We start from the raw sequence: 12,185 nt of genomic DNA, 5'->3' as shown, positions 1-12,185 counted from the left end.
GACGATGACAAGTACGCAGAGGGAGACCGCGATGAGCGCACCCGACGGCAGCCCGGTCGGTGCCGAACGCAGCATCGGCCAGCTGTTCGCCTCGGCGACGGCCGAGATGTCGGCGCTGGTGCACGACGAGATCGCGCTGGCCAAGGCCCAGCTGAAGCAGGACGTCAAGCGGGGCGCGACCAGCGGTGGCGCCTTCACGGTGGCGGCGGTGCTCCTGCTGTTCTCCCTGCCGATGCTCAACTTCGCGCTGGCGTACGGCATCCGGACCTGGAGCAACTGGAACCTGGCGATCTGCTTCCTGCTCTCCTTCGCGGCGAACGTCCTGGTGGCCGTCGTCCTCGGACTGATCGGCGTGGTGTTCGCGAAGAAGGCCAAGCGGGGCCAGGGCCCGCAGAAGGTGGCCGCGTCGATGAAGGAGACGGCGGGCGTGCTGCAGAACGCCAAGCCGCATCCGCGTCCGGAACTCCCCCAGGATCACGTGCCTGCCATCGAGGCTGTGGCACGCTCGACCTCATGACGGACCCCGCACCCTCGGCCGTACGGCTGGAGGGCCCCTGGACGCACCGGGACGTCGCCGCGAACGGCGCCCGCTTCCACATCGCCGAGCTGGGCGACGGCCCGCTGGTACTCCTGCTGCACGGTTTCCCGCAGTTCTGGTGGACCTGGCGGCACCAGCTGGTCGCGCTCGCCGACGCGGGCTTCCGGGCCGTGGCGATGGACCTGCGCGGCGTCGGCGGCAGCGACCGCACCCCGCGCGGCTACGACCCCGCCAACCTCGCCCTGGACGTCACCGGGGTGATCCGCTCCCTCGGCGAGCCGGACGCCGCGGTGGTCGGCCACGACCTGGGCGGCTATCTGGCGTGGACGGCGGCCGCGATGCGCCCCAAGCTGGTGCGGCGGCTCGCCGTGGTCTCCATGCCGCACCCGCGGCGCTGGCGCTCGGCGATGCTCCGGGACCACCGGCAGACCGCCGCCAGCTCCTACATCTGGGGCTTCCAGCGGCCCTGGCTCCCCGAGCGACAGCTCGTCGCCGACGACGGCGCGCTGGTCGGCCGGCTGATCCGGGACTGGTCCGGGCCGCGGCTGCCGGAGGACGAGGCGGTGGAGACGTACCAGCGGGCGATGTGCATCCCGTCCACCGCGCACTGCTCGATCGAGCCCTACCGCTGGCTGGTGCGCTCCCTGGCGCGGCCCGACGGCATCCAGTTCAACCGCCGGATGAAGCGGCCCGTGCGCGTGCCGACGCTGCATCTGCACGGCTCGCTGGACCCGGTGACCCGCACCCGCAGCGCGGCCGGCTCCGGCGAGTACGTCGAAGCCCCCTACCGCTGGCGGCTGTTCGACGGGCTGGGGCACTTCCCGCACGAGGAGGACCCGGTGGCGTTCTCCACCGAACTCATCAACTGGCTGAAAGACCCCGAACCCGATCGGTGACCGCGCCGATGCGCCCGCTATCCGGAGCTGCACACCTGTTCTACGAACGGCCACATGCCCGCCGCATAGGCCAATTGGGGGCCCTGGGGGCGGTTATCGACCTTGGGGCAGGGGCAGACGTCGGGGTATGGGCTGGACGCACGACTACAGTGACGCACCCCGCAACCGCCGTACGGCAGGCGGCCTGAACTCCCACCGAGGAGCCTCCCCGCATACGCCGGGTACGGACCTCCGGGTGGGGATTCCGCGCATCCTGCGCCGCCGGGCCCGCTGGGTCTCGGTCCGCCTGCGCCACACCCGAGGCTGACGCACCCTCACAGCGCGCAGCTGTCGGTGCCCACCTGCTGGTTCGCGGTCCGGCCCTGGGCGATGTCCGCCTTGATCTCGTCGGCCGTGAGGGCGTACCCGGTCGCGGCGTCGTCCAGCGACTTCGCGAAGACGACCCCGTAGACCTTGCCCTCCGGGGTGAGCAGCGGGCCGCCGGAGTTGCCCTGGCGGACGGTCGCGTACAGCGAGTAGACGGCCCGGCGGACGGTGCCGCGGTGGTAGATGTCCGGCCCGTTGGCCGTGATGCGGCCGCGCACCCGGGCCGCACGGACGTCGTACGACCCGTTCTCCGGGAACCCGGCGACGATCGCGCTGTCGCGGCTCTCCGCCTCCTGGCCGGTGAACTTCAGGGCCTTCGCGTTCAGGTCCGGCACGTCGAGTACGGCGATGTCGCGCCGCCAGTCGTAGAGGACGACCTTGGCGTCGTACTTGCGGCCCTCGCCGCCGATCTGGACGGTGGGCTCGTCGACGCCGCCGACCACGTGCGCGTTGGTCATGACCCTGCGGTCGGCGAAGACGAAGCCGGTGCCCTCCAGGATCTTGCCGCAGCTCTGGGCGGTGCCCGTCACCTTGACGATGGACTGCTTGGCCGAGACGGCGACCGCGCTGTTCACGAGGGCGGGGTCGGGCGGCTCCACGTCGGTGATCGGCTCGTCGTCGAACGGGCTGAAGACCTGCGGGAAGCCGTTCTGCGCGAGGACCGCGGAGAAGTCCGCGAACCAGCCGTCGGCCTGCGTGGGCAGCGCTCTGGAGACCCCGAGCAGCACCTTGGAGTTGCGGACCTCCTTGCCGAGCGTCGGCAGGGTGGTGCCCGCGAGGGCCGAGCCGATCAGCCAGGCGACCAGCAGCATCGCCACGACGTTGACGAGCGCGCCGCCGGTGGCGTCCAGGGCGCGGGCCGGGGACCAGGTGATGTACCGGCGCAGCTTGTTGCCGAGGTGGGTGGTCAGGGCCTGTCCGACGGAGGCGCAGACGATGACGACGACCACGGCCACGACCGCGGCGGTGGTGCTCACCTCGGCGTTGCCGGTCACCGCGTCCCAGATGACGGGCAACGTGTAGACGGCGACGAGTCCGCCGCCCAGGAAGCCGATCACCGACAGGATGCCGACGACGAACCCCTGGCGGTAGCCGACGATCGCGAACCACACGGCGGCGACCAGCAACAGGATGTCCAGCACATTCACGGTGGACACCCTGTCATGACCGCCAGTCGAGCGGGACCAGCTTCTCGCGGTCCCAGGAGCGCTCCCATCCCGCGTAGTGCACCAGTCTGTCGATCACACCCGCCGTGAACCCCCACACCAGGGCCGATTCGACCAGGAATGCCGGACCTCGGTGCCCGCTGGGGTGCACGGCGGTGGCCCGGTTGGCCGGGTCCGTGAGATCCGCCACGGGGACAGTGAACACCCGTGCGGTCTCGTTCGGGTCGACCACGCCGACCGGGCTCGGCTCGCGCCACCAGCCCAGCACCGGTGTGACCACGAACTTGCTCACCGGGATGTACAGCTTCGGCAGCACCCCGAACAGCTGCACCCCGGCCGGGTCGAGCCCGGTCTCCTCCTCGGCCTCGCGGAGAGCGGCCCGCAGCGGCCCGTCGGCCTTCGGGTCGCCGTCCTCGGGGTCGAGGGCACCACCGGGGAAGGCGGGCTGCCCGGCGTGCGAGCGCAGCGACCCGGCCCGCTCCATCAGCAGCAGCTCGGGACCGGCCGCCCCCTCCCCGAACAGGATCAGCACGGCCGACTGCCGCCCCGCGCCGTTCTCCGGCGGCAGGAAGCGGCTCAGCTGGAGCGGCTGGACGGTCTCGGCGGCCCGCACCACCGGGGCAAGCCAGTCCGGCAGGCCGTCCTTGCTCAGCGCCGCGCCGGCCCGTGGCCCACCGGTGTGCGCCCTGCTGGTGTGTGTCATGGCATCCCCCGTCGTCCTGCCCGGTCCAACGCCCGGGCGCACCTCGTTCGTTCCGTCACGCGACCCCCACAGGACCCCTAGGTCACTTCCCCTGCACACCGCCCAGTGGCGGGGCCGGCCTGCCGCCCGCGTCCAGATAGGCCTGCGGCGGCTTCAGCCGCTGCCCCGGGAAGCCGCCCTTCTCGTACTTCAGGAGCTTCCTCGCCTTCTCGGGGTCGGTCTCGCCCTCGCCGTAGGCCGGGCAGAGCGGGGCGACGGGGCAGACGCCGCAGGCGGGCTTGCGGGCGTGGCACATCCGGCGGCCGTGCCAGATCACGTGGTGCGAGAGGTCGGTCCAGTCGCCCTTGGGGAAGAGCGCCCCCACGGCCGCCTCGATCTTGTCGGGGTCGCTCTCCTCGGTCCACTCCCAGCGGCGGACCAGGCGCTGGAAGTGCGTGTCCACGGTGATGCCGGGGCGCCCGAAGGCGTTGCCGAGCACGACGAAGGCGGTCTTGCGGCCGACGCCGGGCAGCTTGACGAGGTCCTCGAGCCGTCCCGGCACCTCGCCGCCGAACTGCTCCACGAGCCCCTTGGAGAGCCCTATCACCGACTTGGTCTTGGCCCGGAAGAACCCGCAGGGCCGCAGGATCTCCTCGACCTCCTCCGGGTTGGCGACGGCCAGGTCCTCGGGGGTGGGGTACTTCGCGAAGAGCGTCGGGGTGGTCTGGTTGACCCGCAGGTCGGTGGTCTGGGCGGACAGCACGGTGGCGACCAGGAGCTGGAAGGAGTTCTCGAAGTCCAGCTCGGGGTGCGCGTACGGGTACACCTCGGCGAGCTCCCGGTCGATCCGCCGGGCCCGGCGCACGAGCGCGGTGCGCGACTCGGCCTTCTTCACCGCGGCCTTCTTCACCGCGGTCTCCTTCGCGGCGGTCTCCTTCGCGGCGGTCTTCTTCGCGGCGGTCTTCTTCGCGGGCGGGGCGGACTTCGCCGCTCTCGTCGGTTTCACGACGGAAGGCTTCTTCACGGCTTTCACCGCCTTCGTGGCTTTCACCGCCTCGGCCGCTTTCGTCGCCTTTTTCGGCGCACTCGGGGCGACACCGGACCCTTGTTCGCCCACAGCGGAATCACGACGTACAACCACCCGAGCAGCCCCCTTGGCCTGTGCTCTCACCGGCGATTTGGACACCCGGCCAGCCTAAAGCCCGGCACGGACATCCGCCCCGGACCCTGAAGATCAGCCCCCGATTGGACCCCTGCCGCTTACCTCGGGACACCTGTGCGGCATCCTTGTGACAGATCACACTGTTTGGACCGTCCGGCAAAATGGGCAGCACGGTCCCCTGGTAACACCAGGGGAGCAAGATCCCCTGAGCAGGTCGACAAGGAGAGAACTCGTGGACGACCCTCTGCGGCGCAACCCGCTCTTCGCGGCTCTCGACGACGAGCAGGCCGCGGAGCTTCGCGCCTCCATGAGCGAGGTGACCCTGGCGCGCGGCGACTCCCTCTTCCACGAGGGCGACCCGGGCGACCGGCTCTACGTGGTCACCGAGGGCAAGGTCAAGCTGCACCGCACCTCGCCCGACGGGCGCGAGAACATGCTCGCCGTCGTCGGCCCCGGTGAGCTGATCGGCGAGCTGTCGCTGTTCGACCCGGGCCCGCGGACGGCGACGGCCACCGCGCTGACCGAGGTCAAGCTGCTCGGCCTCGGCCACGGCGACCTCCAGCCCTGGCTGAACGCCCGGCCCGAGGTGGCCGGCGCCCTGCTGCGCGCCGTCGCCCGCCGGCTGCGCAAGACCAACGACCAGATGTCCGACCTGGTCTTCTCCGACGTGCCGGGCCGTGTCGCGCGGGCCCTGCTGGACCTGTCCCGCCGCTTCGGCGTGCAGTCCGAGGAGGGCATCCACGTCGTCCACGACCTCACGCAGGAGGAGCTGGCCCAGCTGGTCGGCGCGTCCCGCGAGACCGTGAACAAGGCGCTGGCGGACTTCGCCCAGCGCGGCTGGCTGCGCCTGGAGGCGCGGGCCGTGATCCTGCTGGACGTCGAGCGGCTGGCCAAGCGCTCGCGCTGACCCCGGTCGGCCACCGCCGTACGGCATCAGGGTTCCGTCTTTGGTGAGACGGAACCCTGAGTCATGAGCGGACTTGGCACAGTTGCCCCATGGCTGAAGAACCGGCTGTCTCCTCCCGGGGTCTCGACCCCCTGGGCTTCATCGACCGCGAGGGCTCCCTCGCGCGCGTGCCGCGCGTCTTCCGTCCCGTGGTCGCCGCCGCCCGCGACCGCGTCCTGGACGTCTTCGGGGCGCGGCTGGACAGCGCCTACCTCTACGGGTCCGTTCCGCGCGGCACCGCGCGCGTGGGGCGCAGCGACCTGGATCTGCTGATCGTCCTGCGCGCGGAGCCGGACGCCGCGGACCGGACGGCGGCCGACACGCTCGCCGAGGCCGTCGACGAGGCGTTCTTGGAGGTCGACGGGATCGGCGTCCTGCTCGAATCGCGGACCCGGGTGCTCAGCGAGGAGGAGCGGTACGACTACGGGTGGTTCGTGGCCTGCCTGTGCACCCCGCTGCTCGGCGAGGACCTAGCCGAGTTCCTGCCCCGCTACCGCCCCGACTCCCTGCTGGCCCGCGAGACCAACGGCGACCTGGCCCGGATCCTGCCGCGCTGGCGGGAGCGGATCGCGGCCACCGGCGACACCGAGGAGGCGCTGCGGCCCCTGGTGCGGTTCATGTCCCGGCACCTGGTGCGCACCGGCTTCACCCTCGTCATGCCCCGCTGGAACGGCTGGACCAGCGACCTGCGGGAGATGGCCGAGGCGTTCGCCGGCTGCTACCCGGAGCGGGCCGGACAGCTACGGCGCGCGGCCGGGGCGGGGTACGAACCGGTCGGCGACCGCGCCGTCCTGCGGTCGTACGTCGACGATCTCGGCCCCTGGCTGGCCGCGGAGTACGCGCGCGTGCACGGCGTGAAGGCCCTCAGACCCTCCGAACGAACCGGGCAGAGCGAGCAGGACGGGCAAGGCGGGTAGGGCGAGCTGACGGGGCAGCTCTAGATCAGCCCGTGTTCGCCGAGGTACTCCAGCTGGGCCCGTACCGACAGCTCCGCGGCCGGCCACAGGGAGCGGTCCACGTCGGCGTAGACATGGGCGACGACCTCGGCCGGGCTGCGGTGGCCGTTCTCGACGGCCGTCTCGACCTGGGCCAGCCGGTGGGCGCGGTGGGCCAGGTAGAACTCGACGGCGCCCTGGGCGTCCTCCAGGACGGGACCGTGGCCCGGCAGGACCGTGTGGACGCCGTCGTCGACCGTCAGCGAGCGCAGCCGTCGCAGCGAGTCCAGGTAGTCGCCCAGACGGCCGTCCGGGTGCGCCACGACGGTCGTGCCGCGGCCGAGGATCGTGTCGCCGGTCAGGACCGCGCGGTCGGCCGGGAGGTGGAAGCAGAGAGAGTCGGCGGTGTGGCCGGGGGTGGGGACGACCCGCAGCTCCAGGCCGCCGGTGGTGATCACGTCTCCGGCGGCCAGTCCCTCGTCGCCGAGGCGCAGCGCCGGGTCGAGGGCGCGCACATGCGTGCCGGTCAGCTCCGCGAAGCGGACGGCGCCCTCGGCGTGGTCGGGGTGGCCGTGGGTGAGCAGGGTGAGCGCGACGCGCTTGCCGGCCTTCTCGGCCGTGTCGACGACCGCGCGGAGGTGGTCGTCGTCCAGGGGCCCCGGGTCGATCACGACGGCCAGGTCGGCGTCGGGCTCGGCGACGATCCAGGTGTTGGTGCCGTCCAGGGTCATCACGGAGGCGTTGGGCGCCAGCACGTTGACGGCCCGCGCGGTGGCGGCTCCGGAGAGGACTCCGCCCCGGGGCTGGCCGGGCAGGGCTGCTGCGTCCGTCATGATCGGGCTCCGCCGGTGGGAAGGTCGGTGGGTATGTGCTTGGTGAACTCGTCGTGGCCCGGCCAGGTCAGGACGATACGGCCGTCCTCCAGGCGGGCGCGGGCCAGGACCGGGGTCATGTCCCGCGCGGGCGCCGCCGCGAGCGTCTCGGCCGCGCCGGCGTACGGCACGAGCTGGCGCAGGGTCGCGACGGTGGGCGGCATCATCAGCAGCTCGCCCTTGTCGTATCCGGCGGCCGCCTCGGCCGGGCGGATCCACACGGTGCGGTCGGCCTCCGTGGAGGCGTTGCGGGTGCGCTGGCCCTCGGGGAGGGCGGCGACGAAGAACCAGGTGTCGTAGCGGCGGGTCTCGAACTCCGGGGTGATCCAGCGCGTCCAGGCACCCAGCAGGTCCGAGCGCAGGACCAGGCCCCGCCGGTCCAGGAACTCCGCGAAGGACAGCTCACGGGCGACCAGGGCGGCGCGGTCGGCCTCCCAGTCGTCCCCGGTGGTGTCGCCGACCACCGCGTCGGCGGTGGGGCCGGCGAGCAGGACGCCCGCCTCCTCGTAGGTCTCGCGGACGGCCGCGCAGACGATCGCCTGGGCGCCCGTCCCGTCCACGCCGAGCCGCTCGGCCCACCACGCGCGCGTGGGGCCCGCCCAGCGGACCTGCTGGTCGTCGTCGCGCGGGTCGACACCGCCGCCCGGATACGCGTACGCGCCTCCGGCGAAGGCCATGGAGGCGCGTCTGCGCAGCATGTGGACGACGGGACCGTCCGGGGTGTCCTTCAGGAGCAGCACGGTGGCCGCGCGCCTGGGCGGCACCGGCACGAGGGTGCCCTCCGCGTGTGCACGGATGCGGTCCGGCCACTCGGGGGGATACCACTGTCCATCGGCCATTACCGGAGGCTATCCCCTGGTGCGCGAATGTTCGAGGGGTGGCCTGTGGCGTTCGTGCCAGGCCGCCACGGCGTTCCCGTCAGGGCTCCGCCGCCCTGCCGCCCTCCCGTCAGGGCAGCAGTTCGACCTGGACCTCGACCTCGACCGGCGCGTCCAGCGGCAGCACCGCGACGCCGACCGCGCTGCGCGCGTGCACGCCCTTGTCGCCGAGGACCTCGCCGAGCAGTTCGCTGGCGCCGTTGATCACGCCGGGCTGCCCGGTGAAGTCGGTCGCCGAGGCGACGAAGCCGACGACCTTCACCACGCGCGCGACGCGGTCCAGGTCACCCGCGACGGACTTCACGGCGGCCAGGGCGTTCAGCGCGCAGGTGCGGGCCAGCTCCTTGGCCTCCTCCGCGGTGACCTCGGCGCCGACCTTGCCGGTGACCGGAAGCTTGCCGTCCACCATCGGCAGCTGGCCGGAGGTGTAGACGTACACACCGGACCGCACGGCGGGCTGGTAGGCGGCGAGCGGCGGGACGACCGCCGGCAGCGAGAGTCCGAGTTCGGCCAGCCTGGCCTCGACCGCGCCCACTACTCCTTCACCCGCTTCATGTAGGCGACGAGCTGCTCGGGGTTGGGCCCGGGCACGACCTGGACGAGCTCCCAGCCGTCCTGACCCCAGTTGTCCAGAATCTGCTTCGTGGCATGCACGAGCAGCGGTACGGTCACGTATTCCCACTTGGTCATGTGGCCGACTTTATCCGCTGTGACGCACGGGACAGTCGTGCGACCGGGAGCACGGTTATCCACAGCCTCCCGCGTGAGTGTCGGGCGGACTGGTTAGGCTCGAAGGCGTGAGCAGGCTCCAGGTCGTCAGCGGCAAGGGCGGGACCGGAAAGACGACGGTCGCCGCCGCACTCGCGCTGGCCCTCGCGACCGAGGGGAAGCGGACGCTTCTCGTGGAGGTCGAGGGCCGGCAGGGCATCGCCCAGCTCTTCGAGACGGAGGCGTTGCCGTACGAGGAGCGGAAGATCGCCGTAGCGCCGGGAGGCGGTGAGGTCCATGCGCTGGCCATCGATCCCGAACTGGCCCTTCTGGACTACCTCCAGATGTTCTACAAGCTCGGCGGGGCCGGCCGGGCCCTGAAGAAGCTCGGCGCGATCGACTTCGCCACCACCGTCGCGCCGGGACTGAGGGACGTCCTCCTCACCGGCAAGGCGTGCGAGGCGGTGCGCAGGAAGGACAGGGCCGGCCGGTTCGTGTACGACTACGTCGTCATGGACGCCCCGCCGACCGGGCGCATCACCCGCTTCCTGAACGTCAACGACGAGGTGGCCGGGCTCGCCAAGATCGGCCCCATACACAATCAGGCGCAGGCCGTGATGCGGGTGCTCAAGTCCAAGGAGACGGCCGTGCACCTGGTCACGCTGCTGGAGGAGATGCCGGTCCAGGAGACCGCGGACGGCATCGCCGAACTGCGCGCCGCGCGGCTGCCGGTGGGCCGGATCATCGTGAACATGGTCCGCCCGGAGGTGTTGGACGCGGCCGACCTGGAACTCGTACGGACGGCGCCGCGCACCGCCGTGGCGCAGTCGCTTTCGGCCGCCGGGCTGGGCGGCGCGCGGCGCGGCGGGAAGGCCGAGCAGCTGGTGACGCCGCTGCTGGCGCAGGCCGCCGAGTATGCCGAGCGGTACGCGCTGGAGCACGAGCAGCGCGCGGTCCTCGCCGAGCTGGACCTGCCACGGCACGAACTGCCGCTGCTCGCCGAGGGGATGGATCTGGCGGGCCTGTACGAACTCGCCACCGAGCTGCGGGAACAGGGGATGTCATGACTCCGGATCCGGACCCGGCCCAGGAACCGGCCCAGGACGGCGGGCGCCGGCTGGCGCACGCGCGCGTGCTCGACGTCGATCCGCTGCTCGACGACCCGAAGACCCGGATCGTGGTGTGCTGCGGCTCGGGCGGGGTCGGCAAGACGACCACGGCCGCGGCGCTGGGGCTGCGGGCGGCCGAGCGCGGCCGCAAGGTGGTGGTGCTGACCATCGACCCGGCGAAGCGGCTGGCGCAGTCCATGGGCATCGACTCGCTCGACAACGTGCCGCGGAAGGTGAAGGGCACCGACGGCGAGGGCGAGCTGCACGCCATGATGCTCGACATGAAGCGCACGTTCGACGAGGTCGTCGAGGCGCACGCGGACGCCGAGCGGGCGGCCGCGATCCTGGCGAACCCCTTCTACCAGTCGCTCTCGGCGGGCTTCGCGGGCACGCAGGAGTACATGGCGATGGAGAAGCTGGGCCAGCTGCGGGCTCGCGACGAGTGGGACCTGATCGTCGTCGACACCCCGCCCTCGCGCTCGGCGCTGGACTTCCTGGACGCGCCGAAGCGGCTGGGCTCGTTCCTGGACGGCAAGCTGATCCGGCTGCTCACCGCGCCGGCGAAACTGGGCGGCCGCGCGGGCATGGCCTTCCTCAACGTCGGCATGTCGATGATGACCGGCACGCTCGGCAAGCTGCTCGGCGGGCAACTGCTCAAGGACGTCCAGACGTTCGTGGCCGCGATGGACACGACGTTCGGCGGGTTCCGCACGCGCGCGGACGCCACGTACAAGCTGCTCCAGGCTCCCGGTACGGCGTTCCTGGTGGTGGCGGCGCCGGAGCGGGACGCGTTGCGCGAGGCCGCGTACTTCGTGGAGCGGCTGGCCGCGGAGGACATGCCGCTGGTGGGGCTGGTCCTCAACCGTGTCCACGGCAGCGGCGCCGACCGGCTGTCGGCCGAGCGCGCGCTCGCCGCCGCGGAGACCCTCGAAGCGGCGGAGAACCCTGAAACCGCGGAAAATCCCGGAGCCGCGGAAAATCTTGAAGTCCCCGGCATTGTGGATCAGGGTGGCGGGAAAGCTGGACTTCGTAACTCTCCCGACACGTACGGCAGTTCCGGATCACCCGCGCCCGTGCGGTCCGCGTCCGGGCCCGACGAATCCCCCTCGTCAGGGCCCGAGGACATGACTGACGAATCCCCCTCGTCAGAGACCCCGGACCGCACCGTCGACCAGCTCACCGCAGGCCTGCTGAGGCTGCACGCCGAGCGCATGCAGCTGCTCTCCCGCGAGCAGCGCACACGTGACCGCTTCACCGCACGCCACCCCGAGGTGGCCGTGGTGGAAGTGGGCGCGTTGCCCGGCGATGTGCACGACCTCGCGGGGCTGCGGGACATCGGCGGCCGGCTCGCGGCCGGCCGACCGGAGCTGCCGTAGCCCTGCGCACACCTGCCCGGTCTAGCTCACCGCGGCGTAGTTCTCGTACACCTCGTCGTTGTCGAGGGGGACGATTCCGGTCCCCCGCTCGTACTCCGAGCGCGCTGTCTCCAGGAGCCTGCGCCAGGAGGTCACGGTGGGGCGCCTGCGCAGCAGTGCGCGGCGCTCCCGCTCGGTCATTCCTCCCCACACGCCGAACTCGACGCGATTGTCCAGCGCGTCGGCCAGGCATTCCGTGCGTACCGGGCATCCGGTGCACACCGCCTTGGCCCTGTTCTGCGCTGCTCCCTGAACGAACAGTTCATCCGGATCGGTAGTGCGGCAGGCGGCCTGCGCACTCCAGTCGGTTACCCAGCCCATACCGGCGCCGTCCTCTCCCGAATCGAGGCTCCCCCACGGCGGCAGCGGCATATTCACCGCCGCCAGTTGAGGACGTTACGGAAGGCGGACACAGCGCAACACCCCCTTCGGGCCCAATCTTGAATGGCCCGAACGGACTATGGGTAAGCGGCAGATCACCCGCGGGAGTGAGCTGACGACATGCGTGATCA

General features: G+C 71.8%; 15 protein-coding genes. 7 read left to right on the top strand and 8 right to left on the bottom strand.

The features are described 5' to 3' along the window. Nucleotides 1–31: 31 nt before the first annotated feature. The 3 genes from ACZ619_RS09815 to ACZ619_RS09805 all read left to right on the top strand — a co-directional run bounded on the left by ACZ619_RS09815 (nt 32) and on the right by ACZ619_RS09805 (nt 1,741). Nucleotides 32–517, top strand: a complete 486-nt coding sequence (locus ACZ619_RS09815; protein WP_469596402.1) for a phage holin family protein — start codon at nt 32–34, stop codon at nt 515–517. Beyond that, the gene (locus tag ACZ619_RS09810) at nt 514–1,434 is read left to right on the top strand and encodes an alpha/beta fold hydrolase (RefSeq protein ID WP_469596399.1); all 921 of its coding nucleotides are present in this window, start codon (nt 514–516) and stop codon (nt 1,432–1,434) included. Before ACZ619_RS09815 ends, ACZ619_RS09810 begins: the two co-directional genes overlap by 4 nt. Before the next feature lie 127 nt (nt 1,435–1,561). Continuing rightward, nucleotides 1,562–1,741, top strand: coding sequence for a hypothetical protein (locus tag ACZ619_RS09805; protein ID WP_469596396.1), 180 nt, complete (start codon nt 1,562–1,564; stop codon nt 1,739–1,741). A 7-nt stretch (nt 1,742–1,748) separates the two neighbouring features. Here the strand turns inward: ACZ619_RS09805 and ACZ619_RS09800 are convergent, their stop codons facing one another. The 3 genes from ACZ619_RS09800 to nth all read right to left on the bottom strand — a co-directional run bounded on the left by ACZ619_RS09800 (nt 1,749) and on the right by nth (nt 4,765). Next, complete coding sequence (locus ACZ619_RS09800) at nt 1,749–2,948, bottom strand: MarP family serine protease (RefSeq protein WP_469596395.1); 1,200 nt, start codon at nt 2,946–2,948, stop codon at nt 1,749–1,751. Nucleotides 2,949–2,961: 13 nt separating this feature from the next. After that, nucleotides 2,962–3,669 carry an NUDIX hydrolase gene (locus ACZ619_RS09795; RefSeq protein WP_469596392.1) on the bottom strand — a complete coding sequence of 236 codons (708 nt, stop codon included), beginning with the start codon at nt 3,667–3,669 and terminating at the stop codon, nt 2,962–2,964. A gap of 82 nt (nt 3,670–3,751) precedes the next feature. After that, nucleotides 3,752–4,765 (bottom strand): endonuclease III, encoded by a 1,014-nt coding sequence (gene nth / locus ACZ619_RS09790; RefSeq protein ID WP_469596390.1) that lies wholly within the window; start codon nt 4,763–4,765, stop codon nt 3,752–3,754. Between the two features lie 277 nt (nt 4,766–5,042). On the opposite strand from nth, the gene ACZ619_RS09785 reads away from it, so the two are divergent. Then, nucleotides 5,043–5,717, top strand: coding sequence for a Crp/Fnr family transcriptional regulator (locus tag ACZ619_RS09785; RefSeq protein ID WP_123975315.1), 675 nt, complete (start codon nt 5,043–5,045; stop codon nt 5,715–5,717). Nucleotides 5,718–5,806: 89 nt separating this feature from the next. Continuing rightward, nucleotides 5,807–6,673, top strand: coding sequence for a nucleotidyltransferase domain-containing protein (locus tag ACZ619_RS09780; RefSeq protein WP_469596387.1), 867 nt, complete (start codon nt 5,807–5,809; stop codon nt 6,671–6,673). 20 nt (nt 6,674–6,693) lie between these two features. On the opposite strand, the gene ACZ619_RS09775 is transcribed toward ACZ619_RS09780, so the two are convergent. The 4 genes from ACZ619_RS09775 to ACZ619_RS09760 form a co-directional block, all read right to left on the bottom strand. Next, a complete protein-coding gene (locus ACZ619_RS09775) occupies nt 6,694–7,524 on the bottom strand; it encodes an MBL fold metallo-hydrolase (protein WP_469596386.1) in 831 nt (276 codons plus the stop codon). Next, nucleotides 7,521–8,402 carry an NUDIX hydrolase gene (locus tag ACZ619_RS09770; protein ID WP_469596383.1) on the bottom strand — a complete coding sequence of 294 codons (882 nt, stop codon included), beginning with the start codon at nt 8,400–8,402 and terminating at the stop codon, nt 7,521–7,523. The genes ACZ619_RS09775 and ACZ619_RS09770 overlap by 4 nt, the downstream gene beginning before the upstream one ends. 109 nt (nt 8,403–8,511) lie before the next feature. Further along, nucleotides 8,512–8,976: a RidA family protein gene (locus ACZ619_RS09765; protein WP_469596381.1), complete on the bottom strand. Its 465-nt coding sequence runs from the start codon at nt 8,974–8,976 to the stop codon at nt 8,512–8,514. Continuing rightward, on the bottom strand, nt 8,976–9,131 hold the full coding sequence (locus ACZ619_RS09760; RefSeq protein WP_469596379.1) for a DUF4177 domain-containing protein: 156 nt from the start codon (nt 9,129–9,131) through the stop codon (nt 8,976–8,978). Before ACZ619_RS09760 ends, ACZ619_RS09765 begins: the two co-directional genes overlap by 1 nt. Nucleotides 9,132–9,238: 107 nt before the next feature. On the opposite strand from ACZ619_RS09760, the gene bagA reads away from it, so the two are divergent. Together bagA and bagB are read left to right on the top strand one after the other, a co-directional pair. Further along, the gene (bagA, locus tag ACZ619_RS09755; RefSeq protein WP_469596376.1) at nt 9,239–10,216 is read left to right on the top strand and encodes an ATPase BagA; all 978 of its coding nucleotides are present in this window, start codon (nt 9,239–9,241) and stop codon (nt 10,214–10,216) included. Next, on the top strand, nt 10,213–11,634 hold the full coding sequence (gene bagB / locus ACZ619_RS09750; protein WP_469596373.1) for an ATPase BagB: 1,422 nt from the start codon (nt 10,213–10,215) through the stop codon (nt 11,632–11,634). The genes bagA and bagB overlap by 4 nt, the downstream gene beginning before the upstream one ends. Nucleotides 11,635–11,655: 21 nt before the next feature. On the opposite strand, the gene wblA is transcribed toward bagB, so the two are convergent. Further along, the gene (gene wblA / locus ACZ619_RS09745; protein ID WP_063777071.1) at nt 11,656–11,994 is read right to left on the bottom strand and encodes a transcriptional regulator WblA; all 339 of its coding nucleotides are present in this window, start codon (nt 11,992–11,994) and stop codon (nt 11,656–11,658) included. Between the last annotated feature and the right edge of the window lie 191 nt (nt 11,995–12,185).

The organism is Streptomyces sp. NPDC104367 (assembly GCF_055583825.1).
Note: the sequence above shows the minus strand (reverse complement) of the source record. Positions and strands in the feature narration are given on the sequence as shown.

Excerpts from the sequence above, each read along its gene's own strand:
- ACZ619_RS09775 (WP_469596386.1), bottom strand. The coding sequence starts at position 7,524 with ATGACGGACGCAGCAGCCCTGCCCGGCCAGCCCCGGGGCGGAGTCCTC.
- ACZ619_RS09770 (WP_469596383.1), bottom strand. The coding sequence starts at position 8,402 with ATGGCCGATGGACAGTGGTATCCCCCCGAGTGGCCGGACCGCATCCGT.
- ACZ619_RS09780 (WP_469596387.1), top strand. The coding sequence starts at position 5,807 with ATGGCTGAAGAACCGGCTGTCTCCTCCCGGGGTCTCGACCCCCTGGGC.
- ACZ619_RS09815 (WP_469596402.1), top strand. The coding sequence starts at position 32 with ATGAGCGCACCCGACGGCAGCCCGGTCGGTGCCGAACGCAGCATCGGC.
- ACZ619_RS09805 (WP_469596396.1), top strand. The coding sequence starts at position 1,562 with ATGGGCTGGACGCACGACTACAGTGACGCACCCCGCAACCGCCGTACG.
- ACZ619_RS09760 (WP_469596379.1), bottom strand. The coding sequence starts at position 9,131 with ATGACCAAGTGGGAATACGTGACCGTACCGCTGCTCGTGCATGCCACG.
- ACZ619_RS09795 (WP_469596392.1), bottom strand. The coding sequence starts at position 3,669 with ATGACACACACCAGCAGGGCGCACACCGGTGGGCCACGGGCCGGCGCG.
- wblA (WP_063777071.1), bottom strand. The coding sequence starts at position 11,994 with ATGGGCTGGGTAACCGACTGGAGTGCGCAGGCCGCCTGCCGCACTACC.
- ACZ619_RS09810 (WP_469596399.1), top strand. The coding sequence starts at position 514 with ATGACGGACCCCGCACCCTCGGCCGTACGGCTGGAGGGCCCCTGGACG.
- bagB (WP_469596373.1), top strand. The coding sequence starts at position 10,213 with ATGACTCCGGATCCGGACCCGGCCCAGGAACCGGCCCAGGACGGCGGG.